This is a genomic window from Limimaricola hongkongensis DSM 17492, assembly GCF_000600975.2.
Taxonomy (GTDB): domain Bacteria; phylum Pseudomonadota; class Alphaproteobacteria; order Rhodobacterales; family Rhodobacteraceae; genus Limimaricola; species Limimaricola hongkongensis.
The window spans coordinates 480820-497013 of the sequence record NZ_KK088649.1 but is presented as its reverse complement, the minus strand read 5'-3'; the positions used below and the strand labels follow the sequence as shown (position 1 = coordinate 497013).

Here is a 16194-nt window from a genome sequence, read left to right as displayed (position 1 = left end):
GCCCCGGCGGCGCGGCGTCAGCCGCGCCGTTCGATCAGCCGCTTCAGCTCGGCCACCACGCGGTCTTCGCTCACCGGCTTGGACAGCACCTCGCTGTCGGGGAACTCCTGCTTGAGCTTCTCGCCATCGACATTGCCGGTAACGAACAGCAACGGCACGCCAAGCGCCGTGAGATCGCGCGCCAGGGGCAGGCTCGATTCGGTGCCGAGCCGCACGTCGAGCACGGCGGCATCGGGCCGGGTCGACACCGCCTGCCGCGCCTCGGCGAGCTTGGTATAGGGGCCCTCGACCAGCGCCCCCTGTTCGCCCAGCGCCATTTCCAGAGAGATCGCGATCAGGAATTCGTCCTCGACCACCATCACGCGCCGCCCTTCGAGCCGCGCCTCGCCGCGGGTGGCGCGCGCGCTTTCGGCGACGTCATGGCCCACCGGCAGCTCGATGATGCAGGTCACGCCGGTCTCGGCGTAATCGATCCGCACATCGCCCTCATCGGCGCGCAGGATCGACCGCAGCAGCGTCGAGCCAAAGCCCGACCGTTCGGGCGGCGCGACCCGCGGCCCGCCGCTTTCGCGCCAGACCACCTGCGCCCGGCCCGGCGCGAGGCGGCTCACCTCGACCGACACCCGGCCCTGCTCGTTGCTCAGCGCGCCGTACTTGATGGCATTGGTGGTCAGCTCGTAGAGCGCCAGCGACAGGCTTTCGGCGATCTTGGGCTCCAGCGTCGCCCCCGTCGCACCGGTGACGACGAAACGTTCGGGGTCCGGCGCAAAGGGCGAGACGGCGCTGTCGACCACGTCCCAGACCCTCAGCGCACTTTCGGAAAGCTGCACGGTCAGCGCGTGGCTGCGCGACAGCGCCTCCATCCGGCCCAGCAGGCTGCGCTCCAGATCGGCGACGCTGTCCGCGCGGCGCGCCGACATGCGCACCATGCCCTGCAGCACCGACAGCATGTTGCGGGTGCGGTGATTCAACTCTGAGGTGAGAAGCCGCAGCCGGTCCTCGGCCTCCTTGCGGTCGGTGATGTCCATGACATGGCCGATGATCCGGGCATGGCCGGTGTCGGAATCGGTCATGAAGCGCCCCGTCGCCGCGATCCAGCGCAGCTTGCCATCGGCGCGCAGGATGCGGCATTCGAAGGACCAGCCCTGCTTGGCCGCCAGCGCCGCGCCATAGGCCTCGTCGACGGCGGCGCGATCCTCATCCACCACGTGGCGCAGGAAATCCTCGTAGCTCCATGACGGCAGCAGCGCCTCATAGCCGAAGATCTGGTCGTGACGCAGGCTGCGCCAGGCCTTGCCGGTCGCCGTGTCGAGATCCCAGACACCGATCTCTCCCACGGCCAGCACAAGCCTGAGATGTTCCGCTCCGCGTTCCAGTTCCGTCAGATCTTCCATTCGCACTTCCGTTGTCCCTAGGGGTGAGCTACAGGTTCGCCCCTCCGGTTTGAACAGTTGCGCGTGCCGCGCCCCCTTTACGTACGGGTTCGTACCTCGCCTTGCGTCAGAACCTGCCCGGTCGACAGCGCCGCCGGATCGACCCGCAGCTCGATCACCGCGACCCGCCCGCTCGCTTTCGCGCGGGCAAACGCCTCGGGGAACGCGGCGTCGCGTTCGACCACCTCGCCATGGCCGCCATAGGCGCGCGCCAGCGCCGCGAAATCGGGATTGGCCAGCGCGGTGCCCGACACCCGGCCCGGATAGTGCTTTTCCTGATGCATGCGGATCGTGCCGTAGTGGCCATTATTGACCACGATCACGATCGGCGCGGCCCCGTGCTGCGCGGCCGTCGACATCTCGTTCAGCGTCATCTGGAAACAGCCATCCCCCGCGAGGCAGACGACCGTGCGATCGGGATGCGCCAGCGCCGCCGAGATCGCCGCCGGAAAGCCGTAGCCCATGGAGCCCGAGGTGGGCGCAAGCTGCGTGCGGAACCCCTTGAACCGGAAATAGCGGTGCAGCCAGCCGGCGTAATTGCCCGCCCCGTTGGTCAGGATCGCATCCTCGGGCAGGTTGTCCGACAGCCAGCCTATGACCCGCTCCAGCTTGACCGCGCCGGGGGTCTCGCGGGGGGCGAGCCAGCTTTCGTAATCGTCGCGCGCCGCATGGGTCCAGCCGGACCAGTCGGCGCCGCAGGCGGGCTGCGCGGCCAGCGCCGCGATCATCGCGGGCGCCTCGGCCACCGCCGCCAGTTCGGGCCGCCAGACCCGGCCGATCTCGTCCGCATCGGCATGGACGTGGATGAGCGTCTTGTCATGCCCCGCCGGATCGAGCAGCGAAAATCCCTGCGTCTCGATATCGCCGAGCCGCGATCCGATCACCAGAAGCGCGTCGGCGGCGCGCACCCGCTCGGCGAGCCGGGGGTTCACGCCGACATTCAGGTCGCCCACGTAGTTCGGGTGCCGGTTGTCCATGTAATCCTGCCGTCGGAATCCCGCCGCGACGGCGAGGCCCTGCGCTTGGGCAAAGCGGGCGAGATCGGCGGCGGCCTCTGCCGACCAGTGCGCCCCCCCCACGACCACCAGAGGGCGTTCGGCGCGCGCCAGCCGCGCCATGATCCGCGCCGCCGGGCCGGTCAGGTCGGGCACGAGCCGTTCGGGCGCGGGGGCGAGATCGGGCGCCTCGGCCAGCCCCGACAGCACGTCCTCGGGCAGCGCCAGCACCACCGGGCCGGGGCGGCCCGACATCGCGACCTCGAAGGCGCGGCCGACATATTCGGGGATGCGCGCGGCATCGTCGATCTCGGCCACCCATTTGGCGAGCCCGCCGAACATGGCGCGGTAATCCACCTCCTGGAACGCCTCGCGGTCGCGGTCGCCGCGCGCGATCTGGCCGACGAACAACACCATCGGCGTGCTGTCCTGCCGCGCCACATGCACCCCCGCGGAGGCATTCGTCGCCCCCGGCCCGCGCGTGACGAAGGCCACGCCGGGTCGGCCCGAAAGCTTGCCATGCGCCTCGGCCATCATCGCGGCCCCGCCCTCGTGGCGGCAGACCACGTTGGCGATGGCGCTGTCATGCAGCCCGTCGAGCACGGCGAGAAAGCTTTCGCCGGGCACCGAGAACACCCGCTCGACCCCGAGCCGCGTCAGCTGGTCCACCAATATCCGTCCGCCGTGCCGCATCATCGTCTCCCCTGTTGCCGCGACGAGCATGGCGGCCCGCGACGCCGCGGGCAAGACGCGCCGGAGACGGGCCTGCGCAGGGGCGCGGCTACAGGCTGGCGTCGGGGCGAAACCCTTCGGGCACCCGGTCGCGCCCCTCCAGCACCAGGTCGGCCATCACCTCGCCCACCAGCGGCGCGAGGCCGAAGCCGATCTTGAACCCACCATTGGCGATCCACGCGTTTTCGCGGAACGGATGCGCGCCCAGCATCGGCGCCCGGCTTCTGGCGCGGGGCCGCACCCCGGCCCAGCGCGCGATCACCTCCGCCTCGCGCAGCGCCGGACAGATCGCCCGCGCCTTGTCGATCAGCGCATCGAGCTGACCGTCGGTGGCCGCGCCATCCTCGTAATCGCGCTCGGAGGTGGAGCCGATGCCCACCGTGCCGTCGGCATGCGGCACCGCGTGGAGCCCGTCGACGAACAATTGCGGCGCGGCGGAGGGATCGAAGCCGCGCGGGCGCAGCAGCGCCGCCTGCCCCTTCACGCCGGTTCCGGCGGTTCTGCCCGCCTGCGCCGAGATCTCTTCGAGCCCGGCGACACCGGTGGCCCAGACCACCGGCCCCTCGGGCAGGCCGTCGCGCAGGGTTTCGCCGCCCAGCACCTCCAGCGCGCGGGCCAGCGCCAGCGTCGCGCGGCGCGGATGCAGCCGCGCGGTGAGCGTGTCGTGCACCAGCCGCCCCGACGGACTGTCGGGCGACCAGTCGCCGCCCTCCGCGTCGATCACCCGCCATTCGGCCCGGCCCTGCCACAGATCGGCGGCGCCCTGCGCCCGGCCTTCGGCCCGCGCGACCGCCGCCTCGTCGGCGAGCGGTTGCAGCCGCCCCGTGCGCGCATAGCCCGGATCCTCGCCCGACAGCCGGGCGATATCGGCCCAGTAGCTTTCGGCCATGAGCAGCGCCTCGAGCTGGAACGCCTTCTTTTCGTTCCACTGCTCGGGCACATGCGGCGCCAGCGCGCCGACGATGCCGCCGGAGGCCCCGGCGGCGGGACCGGCGGGATCGATCACCCGCACATGCGCGCCGCGCCGCGCGCAGGCCACCGCGACCGCAAGCCCCCAGGCCCCCGCGCCCATCACCGTCAGATCCACGCTTGCCATCGTTCCTCGTCCCCGTCATCACGAGCATGCAACCTAAGGCATGGGCAGATGGACGACCAGCGCGCGCAAATCGACTGGCGGGACGACCGCGTGCCGGTCTCGGCCCGCTTCGACGATCCCTATTTCTCGATCCAGGACGGGCTGGCGGAGACGCGCCACGTGTTTCTTGCGGGCAATGGCCTGCCCGAGCGGTTCGGCGGCGATTTTCGGATCATGGAGACGGGCTTCGGCACCGGGCTCAATTTCCTGACCGCGTGGGAGGCATGGGAGATGGCCGGCGCGCAAGGCACGCTGCGCTTTACCAGCTTCGAGGCCTTTCCCATGTCCGCCGCCGACACGGCCCGCGCGCTCGACGCCTTTCCCGTGCTCGCGCCGCGCGCGGCCCGGCTGGTCGCGGCGCTGCGGGCGGGGCCGGGTCCGCATGTGTTCGACGGCGCGGTGACGCTCGAGATCGTCATCGGCGATGCGCGGCAGACCCTACCCGCGCATGAAGGCCGCGCGGATGCGTGGTTTCTCGACGGGTTCGCGCCCGCCAAGAACCCCGAGCTGTGGGGCGATGCGCTGATGGCCGAGATCGCGGCGCATACCGCGCCGGGCGGCACGGCTGCGAGCTATACCGCCGCGGGCCATGTGCGCCGCGCGCTGGCCGCCGCGGGGCTCGAGGTCGCGCGCGCGCCGGGCTTTGGCCGCAAGCGCCACATGACCATCGCCCGCAGGCCCGGCTGATGCGCAGCGACAACCGCCTCGGCATCCTTCTGATGACCGTCACCACCTTCGTCTTCGCCATGCAGGACGGCATCTCGCGCTATCTCGCGGCGGAGTACAACGTCTTCATGGTGGTGATGGTCCGCTACTGGTTCTTCGCCGCTTTCGTGATCGCCATCGCGCGGCGGCAGCAGGGGTCGGTCCGTGCCGCGGCGCACACCACCCAGCCGCTGTTGCAGATGGCGCGCGGGCTGCTGCTGGCCGGCGAGATCTGCGTGATGGTGATCGGTTTCGTGCATCTGGGGCTGATCGAGAGCCACGCGATCTTCGCGGCTTACCCGTTGCTGATCGCGGCGCTGTCTGGACCGGTTCTGGGCGAGACTGTCGGCTGGCGGCGCTGGGCCGCCATCGGCATCGGCTTTGCCGGCGTACTGGTGATCCTGCAGCCCGGCTTCGGCGTCTTCGCGCCCGCCGCGCTGTTCCCGCTGACCGCGGCGATGATGTTCGCGCTTTACGGGCTGCTCACGCGCTTTGCGGCGCGCCGCGATTCCGCCGCCACCAGCTTTTTCTGGACCGGCGTGACGGGCGCGGTGCTGACCACCGCGATCGGCCTGCCCTACTGGCAGCCGATGCAGGGCTGGGACTGGGGCGTCATGGCGCTTTTGTGCGTCTCGGGCGCGGGCGGGCATTTCCTGCTGATCAAGACCTACGAGGTGGCCGAGGCCGGGGCGGTGCAGCCCTTTGCCTACCTGCAACTGCCCTTCGCGGCGGCGCTCGGGCTTCTGGCGTTCGGCGAAACGCTCGCCCCCAACGTGGCGCTGGGGGCGGCGATCGTGGTGGGCGCGGGCGTGTTCACGCTGATCCGGTCCCACCGCAGACCCGCCTAGGCCGGTCGCGCCGGGTTCAGTCGACCGGACGCTGCGGCGGGCGCATCCCGCCGATCGACATCGGCGCGAGGATCGACAGCGACATCGACGAGGCCCGGCCTTCGGGCGTCACGTCCACGGCGGGCGGCACCGGGGCGGGCGCGGTTTCGGCCAGAACGGTTTCGCCGCTGCGCGCCCGGGGGCGCACGAAGGGCGGCCTGCCGTCGAGAAGGTCCGAAAACCGCACCGGCCCCGTCTCCCCGGTCAGCCGCGCGCGGTAGACCGGAATCGATTCGCTCACCCGCATCACGTAGTTGCGGGTTTCGGTAAAGGGGATGTGCTCGATCCAGTCGACGACATCCGCCTGCCCGATCCGCGGATCGCCGCGCTCGGCCATCCATGTGCGCGGCCGCGAGGCGCCCGCGTTGTAGCCCGCCGAGATCATCACCGGGCTCTGGCCAAAGGTCTCTTCGAGATACTGGAGATAGCGCGAACCAAGCCTGGCGTTGTAGCGCCAGTCGGTGGTCAGCTTGGCGCGGCTATAGGGCAGGCCGAGCCAGCCCGACACCTCCTCGGCGGTGGCCGGCATCAGCTGCATCAGGCCCAGCGCGCCCACCGGGCTGCCGACGCCGATGTTGAACTCGCTCTCGCGGCGCGCGATCGACATCGCCAGCTCCGGCGCGACCGGCATCTCGGTTTCGGCCAGCGCGTGCAGCGGAAAGTAGATCTCGGGGATCACGATCTGCCTGTAGGCCGCGGCCTTGCCGAGCGTCAGCGCCAGATGCGTCTCGTCGCGCTCCATCAGCATCCGCCCGAGCTGCGCCAACCCCTCGCGGTCGAGCGTGCGGCCCAGCTCGATCACGAAGCGCAGCGCGTCGCGGTATTCGCCCGCGTCGAGCAGATAGGTCACGGCCTGCGTCCGGTCATCCTTGAGGAAATCGCCCTGCCGCCAATCGGCCACCGACTCGTGGCCGGTGAGCGCGGGGTCGAGCGACAGGCCGAGCTTTTCGGCAGAGAGCAGCCCGTAGAACGCGGTCTGGTGCAGCGCCGCGCGCGCGTAATCGAGCGCGGCCTGGTCATAGGCGCCCGATGCCTCGCGCGCCCGGCCCTGCCAATACCCGGCGCGGGCCAGCGAGATCGGGCTTTCGACATCGCCTTCGAGCTTCTTGAAATGCGCCAGCGCGCGGGCCGGATCGTCGAGATAGGTCAGCGCCAGATAGCCCGACAGCCATTCGAGATCGGCGTAGAAGCTGCCCTCGGTCAGGAAATGCCGGCTGGCGAGCTTGTAGGCGCGCTCGGGCTCGCCCTCGCGCATCAGCCAGCGTGCCAGAGAGGCGCGCCACGATGCCCAGCGGAACGGCTCGCCAAGGCTCTCCGCGCTGCCGGTGTGGCGCTCGATGATCTGAAGCGCCTCGGTGTAGTCGCCCTTGTCGGCAAAGCGGTTGAACCGCGCATTGGCGAGACCGGGCGTGTCGCGCAGCCGATCGGGCACGCGGCCCAGCGCCTGCGCCGCGCGGTTGTCGCGGATCAGCGCCACGCGCGCCTCGGCCACGCGGCGTTCGTCGGCCGATAGCGTGTCGAACAGCCGCTGCGCATCGGTGATGCGCCAGCGCCAGAGCATCGCGTCGACCCGCGCCGCGTGATGCGGCGCGAGGATGTCGCCGAAAGCATCGACCATCGCCGCGTGACCGGTGCCGTCGAGGCCCAGCGTCAGCCAGCTGTCGACCAGCATCTCGCGGGCGGCATCGACCCGGCCCTGCGCCATCAGCGCCTCGGCCAGCCGCACCGCGCCTTCGCCGGTTTCGGGGGTGGTGTCGCCGAACCACGCCATCACCTGTTCGGGCGGCAGCCCCTTGGGCATGTCGCGCTCGCCCTCGGCGCGCACCCGGTCGAGCCGCGGCCAGTCGGAATGGGCGGCGACGAAGGCGACGTATTCCTGCCAGTCGCCATCGCCGGCCTGCAGCTTTTCCCAAGCGACGAGGTCGAGCGCCACGGCGCCCAGGGGCGCGGCCAGCGCCCGCGCCTCGGCCCAGTCCTGGCGTGCCGCGGCATCGAGCGCCTGCTCGATCCCGGCCTTGGCAGGCAATGCGGGCAGGCCCAGCGCCAGCACGGCCGCGAGGGCGGTGGAGAATCGGGTCGATGTCGTCATGCGTGGCTGCTCCGGGATTTCGGTGACTCTCGGCATGAACCGCCAACCTAGAAGTACATGGTTAAGGCGCAACTCACAAACTTGGCAAGCCGGGGAAAGAGGTCTAGGGTCCGCCCGATTTTCACCCCACGGACTCAGGACGCTTCACATGTTCAAGGGATCTCTCCCGGCCCTCGTCACCCCCTTCGCAGATGGCCAGGTGGACCTCGTGACGCTGAAAAAACTGGTCGAATGGCACATCGAGCAGGGCAGCGAGGGGCTCGTGCCGGTCGGCACCACCGGCGAAAGCCCGACGCTCACCCACGAAGAGCACGATCTCGTCGTCGAGACCGTGGTGAAGACCGCCCGCGGGCGCATTCCGGTGATCGCCGGCGCGGGCTCGAACAACACGATCGAGGCGGTGCGGCTGGTCGAGGCGGCGAAGGCTGCCGGCGCCGATGCCGCGCTGGTGGTGACGCCCTATTACAACAAGCCGACCCAGCGCGGCCTGATCGCGCATTTCATGGCCACCGCCGAATGCGGCCTGCCGATCGTGATCTACAACATCCCCGGCCGCTCGGTCGTCGACATGAGCCCGCAGACCATGGGCGAGCTGGCACGCCACCCGATGATCGTCGGCGTGAAGGACGCGACCGGCGACCTCTCCCGCGTGCCCAAGCAGCGCATCCATTGCGGCGCCGATTTCCTGCAGCTTTCGGGCGAGGACGCGACCGCGCTCGGGTTCAACGCCCATGGCGGGCGGGGCTGCATTTCGGTCACCGCCAATGTCGCGCCCAAGCTGTGCGCCGAGTTCCAGGCAGCGACGCTCAAGGGGCGCTACGACGTGGCGCTCGACTTGCTGGACCGGCTGATGCCGCTGCACGAGGCGATCTTCCTCGAACCGGGCGTCGCGGGCGCGAAATACGCGATGAGCGTGCTGGGGCTATGCCGCGACGAGGTGCGCTCGCCGCTGACCACGCCGCTCGAAGGCACGCGGCTCGCGATCAAGGACGCGCTGCGCCACGCGGGGCTGATCGGGCACTGACCCCGCCCCGCCGCGCTTCGGGGCGACGGCGGGATCTGCGTATTTGAAGAATGGTGAAAGGGAGCGGCGTGCCTCTGTTTCACCATTCCACAAATACGCATGGCGCAGCCTGGAATGCCGCGCGCCGCGGCGGCGATGGCGCGCTCGGCCTCTTCGACGAAATGCCGAAAGGACGGGCGGCGCGCTGGACTTGCGCGGCCCGCATCCCTAGATCGGGCGCATGGCCAAGAAAGAGCAGAACAAGAACTACAAGGTGATCGCCGAGAACCGGCGGGCGCGCTACGATTATGCCATCGAGGACGATCTCGAATGCGGGATCATCCTGATGGGGTCGGAGGTGAAAAGCCTGCGCACCGGGCAGTCCAACATCGCCGAGAGCTATGCCTCTGTCGAGGATGGCGAGCTGTGGCTCACCAATGCCTATATCGCGCCCTATGACGCGGGCCGCACCTTCGGCCACGAGGAACGGCGCAAGCGCAAGCTTCTGGTCAAGCAGAAGGAAATCGTCCGGCTGTGGAACGCCACCCAGCGCGAGGGCATGACCATCGTGCCGCTGGTGATGTATTTCAACGACCGCGGGCTGGTGAAGCTCAAGATCGCCACCGGCAAGGGCAAGAAGAACCACGACAAGCGCGCCACCGAGGCCAAGCGCGACTGGGGCCGCCAGAAACAGCGGCTGCTGCGCTCCAGCGTCTAGGCGGCTTGCGCCCGGCGGGCGGCGGGTCTACTCCTCGCCCGACGGAACCGACCCGAGGTCATGCATGCCCGAGACCGCCGACGATCCCCGCACGCTCGTCTCCACCCGCTGGCTGGCCGAGCGGCTGAAGGACCCCGACCTGCGGATTCTCGATGCCTCGTGGTATCTGCCGGACACCGGGCGCGACGGGCGGGCCGAATACGAGACCGCGCATATCCCCGGCGCCCGATTCTTCGACATCGACGAAATCTCGGACCACCGCAGCGGCCTGCCTCACATGGCGCCGCCGCCCGAGAAATTCGTCTCCAAGCTGCGCGCCATGGGCGTCGGCGACGGGCACCGGGTCGTGGTCTATGACGGCGCGGGGATCTTTTCCGCCGCGCGGGTGCGCTGGCTGTTCAAGCTGATGGGCAAGGACGATGTCGCCGTGCTCGATGGCGGCCTGCCGAAATGGCGCGCCGAGGGCCGCCCGCTCACCGCCGAGGCGACGGTGCTGCGCGACCGGCACCTGACGGTGAGCCCGCGCCGCGACATGGTGGTGGATGCCACCGAGGTGGCCCGTGCCGTCAAGCTCGGCAGCCATGTCATCGTCGACGCCCGCGCCCCCGCCCGTTTCGAAGGCGGCGCGCCCGAGCCGCGCGCCGGGCTGCGCTCGGGGCATATCCCCGGCGCGCGCAACCTGTTCTTCCGAGACCTGCTGCGCCCCGACGGCACGATGCTGGACGAGGCCGGTCTTCGCGCCGCCTTCGCGGCGGCGGGCGTCGATCTCGACCGTCCCGTCATCACCAGCTGCGGTTCCGGCGTGACGGCGGCGGTGCTGTCGCTCGCGCTCGAACGCCTCGGGACATCCGACCACCTGCTCTATGACGGCTCGTGGTCCGAATGGGGCATGTTCCCCGACCTGCCGGTGGAAACCGGCCCCGCGCCGACCCCCGGACCCGCCAAAGACAATCCCGAAGGATAGACATGTTCGAGCACCTGACAGACCAGCCCGCCGACAAGATCCTGGCGCTGATGAGCGCCTACAAGGCCGATCCGCGTGAGCAGAAGATCGATCTCGGCGTCGGCGTCTACAAGGACGCCGATGGCAACACCCCGATCATGCGCGCGGTCAAGGCCGCCGAAGCCCGCCTGCTCGAGTCCCAGACCACCAAGAGCTACACCGCGCTCGCCGGCGATCCGGGGTTTGCCGACGCGATGATCGACCTGGTGCTGGCCGACACGCTGCCGCGCGACCGGGTCGCCGCCGTGGCGACGCCCGGCGGCACCGGTGCCGTGCGGCAGGCCTTCGAGATGATCGGCATGGCCTCGCCCGAGGCGACGATCTGGGTGTCGGACCCGACCTGGCCGAACCACCTGTCGATCCTCAAGCATCTCGACGCGAAAACCCGCAGCTACCGCTATTTCGACAGCGAGACGCGCTCGGTCGACATGGCCGGGATGATGGCCGATCTGGCCGAGGCGCAGCCCGGCGACGTGGTGCTGCTGCATGGCTGCTGCCACAACCCGACCGGCGCCAACCCCAGCCCCGAGCAGTGGGACGAGATCGTCGCCACGCTCAAGGCGCGCCATCTCGTGCCGATGATCGACCTCGCCTATCAGGGCTTCGGCGACGGGCTCGACGCCGACGCCGCCGCGACACGGCTGATCGCGGGCGCGCTCGACGAGGTGATCATCGCCGCGAGCTGCTCGAAGAATTTCGGCATCTACCGCGAGCGCACCGGCATCCTGATGGCGATCGGCCGCGACGTGCCGCAGACCCAGAAGGCGCAGGGCACGCTGGCCTATCTGAACCGCCAGAACTATTCCTTCCCGCCCGATCACGGCGCGCGGGTGGTCACCACCATCCTCACCGATGCCGAACTGCGCGCCGACTGGCAGGCCGAGCTGGAAGAGGTGCGCACCGGCATGCTGCGGCTGCGCGAGGCGCTCGCCGCCGAGCTCAAGCGGCTGTCGAACTCGGACCGCTTCGATTTCCTCGCCCAGCATCGCGGCATGTTCTCGCGGCTCGGCGCCACGCCCGAGCAGGTGGCCAAGCTGCGCGACGACAACGGCATCTACATGGTCGGCGACAGCCGCATGAACATCGCCGGGCTCAACGACCGCACCATCCCGGTGCTGGCACAAGCGATCGTCGACGCCGGCGTCTGACGCCACAATCCGTTCCCTATCGTACAGAACGCCGCCCGCTTCGGGCGGCGTTTCGCATTTTTCGCGCCGATTTCGACGTTTTTCTCGGAATCCCCGCCACTGCGCCCGATCGGGCGAAACTTTTGCTCCGCCTTGGTGGTTTTGGCTGCGAAACGGGCCCGACGCACCCCGCGTCCGGTGGCCCGGCACCGCAACCCAAGGAGGTCGACATGGCCAGCACTGGCGAGACGATGGACGAGAAAGCAAAGCGCGCGGCCGCCGACGCCAAGAGCGGCGCCGCCGAGTTTGCCGAAACCGCCCGCGACCGGGCCCGCGACATGGCGAGCGAAGCCCGCGATCGCGCCTATGAATACGGGCGCGGCTACAAGGACGAGGCCGCGAGCGAGACCTCGAAGATCGCCGACGCCCTGCGCAAGGCCGCCGACGACCTGCATGACGGCTCGCCGCAGGAGCGTGTCTTCGCCAAGCTCGCCGATACCGTCGCCGATACCGCCGATGGCATGCGCGAGATGGAGATCGACGAGATGGCCTATGCCGTCAACGATTTCGCCCGCCGCAACTCGGCGGCCTTTCTCGGCGGCGCGGCGCTTCTGGGCTTCGTGGCGGCGCGCTTCATGAAGGCGTCGGCCCGGCATGACGCCCCCCGCATCGGCAGCGCCGGCGGCTATGGCCGGGGCGGCCGCACCGCCCCCGACGTGACGCCCAACGACTATGACGAGGATGACCGCGTGTCGCGCCCGGTCCCGACCTCCGAGCCGGTGACCAGCGCCGCGCCGCGGCCCGCGCCGACCACCACGACACAGCCCGCCGCGCGTCCGGCGACGGCCGGGGCCGCCACCGGCACCGCGGGCACGACCGCGGCCACGACCACCACCACGACCACGGGCGGCAAGACCGATCATGTCGGCGGCATCGACAAGCCCGATGAGAAGCCCGAGATCCCCGGCGCGCCGCAGCCCGGCACCACGGGGGCGGTGAAAAAATGACCCAAACCGACCCGCATCATGACCCCGCGCCCGGCGCGGGCGCCCGGGCCGACAGCAGGAGCACCGCATCGCTGCTGTCCGAGGCGCTCAACCATGTGAGCGGTCTCGTGCGCAAGGAAGTCGATCTCGCCCGCGCCGAGATGTCGCGCGCCGCGAACCGCGCCGGGATGGGCATCGGCCTCATCGTCGGCGCGGTGATCCTGAGCCTGACCGCGCTCGACGTGCTCGCCGCCGCCTTCGTCGCATGGCTCGCGGAAACCGGCCTCGGGGCCGGCCTGTCGGCCCTGATCGTCGGCGTGGTGATCCTCGTGATTGCCGCGATCCTCGTGAAAGTCGGCCTCAACCGCGTCAAAGCCGTGACCAATGCACCCAAGCGCAGCGCCGAGAGCCTCCGCAAGGACGCCGCTGCCGTCAAAGGAGCCATCAATGACTGACCAGACCCGCACCCCCGAAGAGATCGAACGCGAGATCGAGACCGAACGCTCCGACCTCCAGCGCACGATCGACGACCTGCAGGAGCGCCTGTCGCTCGACGGAATCATGCGCTCCGTGACCGACGGCGTCACCGACAACGCCTCCGATATCGGCCGCACCATCTCCACCACGGTGCAGCGCAACCCGGTGCCGATCGCGCTGGTCGGCGCGGGTCTCGCCTGGCTCGCCGTGTCCAATGCCCGCGGCCGCGACGACGATGCGCGCTATGCTGGCGAGGTCGATTACCGCGACCAGCGCGACTATGCCCGCTCGGGCCGTCTCGGCGCCGATCCGTACCTGTCGCGCAAATACGGCACCGACAAGATGGACGAGCCGCGCGGCCCGGTCCACGCCACGCCCGAGGATCACGGCGATTCGCCGTGGAACGAGACGCGGTCGCGCGGCGGCGCCCTGAAGGACCGCCTGCGCGGCAAGGTCGGCGGCGCACGCGGCAAGTTCGGCGAATACCGTGACCGGGCCCGCGCCCGCGGCGTTGCGGCCGGCGCCTCGGCCCGCAGCCTGCGCGACCGGATCGCCGACGGCACGCATGGCATGTCCGAAGAGGGCAAGAAGCGCGTCATCGCCGCCCGCACCCGCGCCTACGAAGCGCAGGTGAAGGCCGAGTACTACGCCCGCCAGGGCCGCGACAGCGCCAAGGGTCTCTACGAGCAGCAGCCGCTCCTGGGTGGCCTGCTGGCGATGGCCGCCGGTGCCGCCGTGGCCGCGATGCTGCCGCGCACCCAGCGCGAGGACGAGGCGTTCGGCGCCTATCGCGACGACCTGATGGACGAGGCGTGGCATGTCTACGAGGAGGAGCGCGCCCGGCTGACCGACGTGGCCCGCGCCACCGCCGAGGACGCCCGTGAGCAGGCCGAAGGTCTTGCCCGGACCGTGCAGGACGATCTCAAGGACGCCGCCGCCGACGTGCAGGGCCGCGCTCGCGAGGCCGCCAACCACGTCGCCGACACCGCGAAATCCGAAGCCGAGAAGAAGGATGTCGGCGCCACGGCGCAGGCCGAGGCCGAAAAGGCCAAGCAGAAGGCGGGCGGCCACTGATCGCCGCCTCTTCGACAAACGAGAAAAGGCGCCCCGAGGGGCGCCTTTTCCATGTTCCTGCTTCGCCCGTCAGCTCGGGGTGAAGTCGGGATAGGCCTCCATGCCCAGCTCGGCCATGTCGAGCCCCGCCATCTCGACCTCTTCGTCGACCCGGATGCCCATCACCGCCTTGAGCGTCATCCAGACCACGAGGCTGACCGTGAAGGTGAAGGCGCCGACGATGACGATCGGGACGATCTGGCCCGCGAAGGTGGCGTCGGGGTTGGTGAACAGCACCGCGATGGTGCCCCAGATGCCGCAGAACAGGTGCACGGGAATGGCGCCGACCACGTCGTCGATCTTCATCCGGTCGAGCATCGGGATCGCGAAGACCACGATCACCCCGCCCAGCGCGCCGATCAGCGTCGCGGCCCCGAGCGAGGGGGTCAGCGGCTCGGCGGTGATCGAGACGAGACCGGCCAGCGCGCCGTTCAGCACCATGGTGATGTCGGGCTTCTTGTAGAGCACCTGCGTCAGGATCAGCGCGGCGACCGCGCCACCGGCGGCGGCGGCATTGGTGTTGGCGAAGATCCGGCCGATATCGGCCACGTCGCCCACCGTGCCCATCGCCAGCTGCGACGCGCCGTTGAAGCCGAACCAGCCCATCCACAGGATGAAGGTGCCGAGCGTGGCCAGCGCGAGGTTCGAGCCGGGCATCGGGATCACCCGGCCATCCTTGAACTTGCCCGAGCGCGCGCCGAGCACCAGCACCCCCGCCAGCGCCGCCCAGCCGCCGACCGAATGCACCACCGTGGAGCCCGCGAAGTCGAGAAAGCCCCACTGGCTGTCGAGAAATCCGCCGCCCCACTTCCAGCTCGCCTGGATCGGGTAGATCAGGCCGGTCAGGACGATGGTGAAGATCAGGAAGGGCCAGAGCTTGATCCGCTCAGCCAGCGTGCCCGAGACGATCGAGGCGGTGGTCGCGGCGAACATCAGCTGGAAGAAGAAATCGCCCGAGGTCGCGGCATAGCCGTAATCATCGGCCCCGTCGCGGCCGATGCCCACGGCCTCCAGCACCGCGACGCCGAAGGCGCCCAGATAGCCGCCGGTCTCGTCAGAGCCGATCGACCAGCTGCCCAGCGGATACATCAAATTGTAGCCGACCAGGTAGTACATGATCCCCGCGAAGGAAAAGAGCGAGACGTTCTTCATGCACTGCATGGCGACGTTCTTGGAGCGCACCAGCCCGGCTTCGAGCATCGCGAAGCCGGCCGCCATCCAGAACACCAGAAAGCCGCCGATCAGGAACAGCAGCGAGTTGAGGATGAAGGCGGTGTCGGTCGCGGCGGCGATTCCCGCCGCGGGGTCGGCGGCCTGCGGCGCCTCCTGCGCGAAGGCCGGTCCGGCCATCAGGCAGGCGAGCGGCAGCAGCCCGCGAAACGGGGTTTTCCAATGGGTCATCTTGTTCAGGTCTCCTGCGGAGGAACGCTCAGAGCGCGTCGTCGTCGGTTTCGCCGGTGCGCACCCGCAGGGCGCTTTCGACATCGAGCACGAAGATCTTGCCGTCGCCGATCTTGTCGGTGCGCGCGGCCCGCGCGATGGTCGAAACCACGGTTTCGGCCATGGCTTCGGGCACCACGATCTCGAGCTTGACCTTGGGCACGAAATTCACGGCGTATTCGGCGCCACGATAGATCTCCGTATGACCGGATTGCGAGCCGAAGCCCTTGATCTCGGTCACCATCATGCCGCGGACGCCCTGGGAGGTCAGCGCCTCGCGCACCTCCTCAAGCTTGAACGGCTTGATCGTTGCGATGATGAGTTTCACGTCGGTCCCCTTGTGGCGTCGGT

Annotated in this window: 15 protein-coding genes; 9 read left to right on the top strand and 6 right to left on the bottom strand. The window is 69.7% G+C overall.

The window, feature by feature from the left end:
* Positions 1-17 precede the first annotated feature (17 nt).
* The 3 genes from LOKHON_RS04425 to LOKHON_RS04415 form a co-directional block, all read right to left on the bottom strand.
* Positions 18-1394: an HWE histidine kinase domain-containing protein gene (locus tag LOKHON_RS04425; protein WP_017927606.1), complete on the bottom strand. Its 1377-nt coding sequence runs from the start codon at positions 1392-1394 to the stop codon at positions 18-20.
* A gap of 77 nt (positions 1395-1471) precedes the next feature.
* A complete protein-coding gene (locus tag LOKHON_RS04420; RefSeq protein WP_026147369.1) occupies positions 1472-3121 on the bottom strand; it encodes a thiamine pyrophosphate-binding protein in 1650 nt (549 codons plus the stop codon).
* An 88-nt stretch (positions 3122-3209) separates the two neighbouring features.
* Positions 3210-4256 (bottom strand): NAD(P)/FAD-dependent oxidoreductase, encoded by a 1047-nt coding sequence (locus LOKHON_RS04415; RefSeq protein ID WP_017927608.1) that lies wholly within the window; start codon positions 4254-4256, stop codon positions 3210-3212.
* Positions 4257-4304: 48 nt separating this feature from the next.
* On the opposite strand from LOKHON_RS04415, the gene mnmC2 reads away from it, so the two are divergent.
* Together mnmC2 and LOKHON_RS04405 are read left to right on the top strand one after the other, a co-directional pair.
* The gene (mnmC2, locus tag LOKHON_RS04410; RefSeq protein ID WP_017927609.1) at positions 4305-4982 is read left to right on the top strand and encodes a tRNA (5-methylaminomethyl-2-thiouridine)(34)-methyltransferase MnmC2; all 678 of its coding nucleotides are present in this window, start codon (positions 4305-4307) and stop codon (positions 4980-4982) included.
* A complete protein-coding gene (locus tag LOKHON_RS04405) occupies positions 4982-5848 on the top strand; it encodes a DMT family transporter (protein ID WP_017927610.1) in 867 nt (288 codons plus the stop codon). The genes mnmC2 and LOKHON_RS04405 overlap by 1 nt, the downstream gene beginning before the upstream one ends.
* 16 nt (positions 5849-5864) lie before the next feature.
* Here the strand turns inward: LOKHON_RS04405 and LOKHON_RS04400 are convergent, their stop codons facing one another.
* Positions 5865-7976: a lytic transglycosylase domain-containing protein gene (locus LOKHON_RS04400; protein WP_017927611.1), complete on the bottom strand. Its 2112-nt coding sequence runs from the start codon at positions 7974-7976 to the stop codon at positions 5865-5867.
* A gap of 148 nt (positions 7977-8124) precedes the next feature.
* Between LOKHON_RS04400 and dapA the strand changes: the two genes are divergently transcribed.
* From dapA to LOKHON_RS04365, 7 genes are all read left to right on the top strand, one after another.
* Complete coding sequence (gene dapA, locus LOKHON_RS04395) at positions 8125-9000, top strand: 4-hydroxy-tetrahydrodipicolinate synthase (RefSeq protein WP_017927612.1); 876 nt, start codon at positions 8125-8127, stop codon at positions 8998-9000.
* Positions 9001-9220: 220 nt separating this feature from the next.
* Entirely contained in the window at positions 9221-9697 is a 477-nt protein-coding gene (gene smpB, locus LOKHON_RS04390) for an SsrA-binding protein SmpB (RefSeq protein WP_017927613.1), read from the top strand.
* Between the two features lie 64 nt (positions 9698-9761).
* Positions 9762-10661 (top strand): 3-mercaptopyruvate sulfurtransferase, encoded by a 900-nt coding sequence (gene sseA, locus LOKHON_RS04385; RefSeq protein WP_017927614.1) that lies wholly within the window; start codon positions 9762-9764, stop codon positions 10659-10661.
* A gap of 2 nt (positions 10662-10663) precedes the next feature.
* Positions 10664-11848: an amino acid aminotransferase gene (locus tag LOKHON_RS04380; RefSeq protein WP_017927615.1), complete on the top strand. Its 1185-nt coding sequence runs from the start codon at positions 10664-10666 to the stop codon at positions 11846-11848.
* Positions 11849-12057: 209 nt separating this feature from the next.
* The gene (locus LOKHON_RS16330) at positions 12058-12834 is read left to right on the top strand and encodes a hypothetical protein (RefSeq protein ID WP_017927616.1); all 777 of its coding nucleotides are present in this window, start codon (positions 12058-12060) and stop codon (positions 12832-12834) included.
* On the top strand, positions 12831-13268 hold the full coding sequence (locus LOKHON_RS04370; RefSeq protein WP_017927617.1) for a phage holin family protein: 438 nt from the start codon (positions 12831-12833) through the stop codon (positions 13266-13268). Before LOKHON_RS16330 ends, LOKHON_RS04370 begins: the two co-directional genes overlap by 4 nt.
* Positions 13261-14364 (top strand): DUF3618 domain-containing protein, encoded by a 1104-nt coding sequence (locus tag LOKHON_RS04365; RefSeq protein ID WP_017927618.1) that lies wholly within the window; start codon positions 13261-13263, stop codon positions 14362-14364. The genes LOKHON_RS04370 and LOKHON_RS04365 overlap by 8 nt, the downstream gene beginning before the upstream one ends.
* Positions 14365-14433: 69 nt before the next feature.
* On the opposite strand, the gene LOKHON_RS04360 is transcribed toward LOKHON_RS04365, so the two are convergent.
* Positions 14434-15804, bottom strand: a complete 1371-nt coding sequence (locus tag LOKHON_RS04360) for an ammonium transporter (protein WP_017927619.1) — start codon at positions 15802-15804, stop codon at positions 14434-14436.
* 28 nt (positions 15805-15832) lie between these two features.
* Positions 15833-16171: a P-II family nitrogen regulator gene (locus LOKHON_RS04355; RefSeq protein WP_017927620.1), complete on the bottom strand. Its 339-nt coding sequence runs from the start codon at positions 16169-16171 to the stop codon at positions 15833-15835.
* Between the last annotated feature and the right edge of the window lie 23 nt (positions 16172-16194).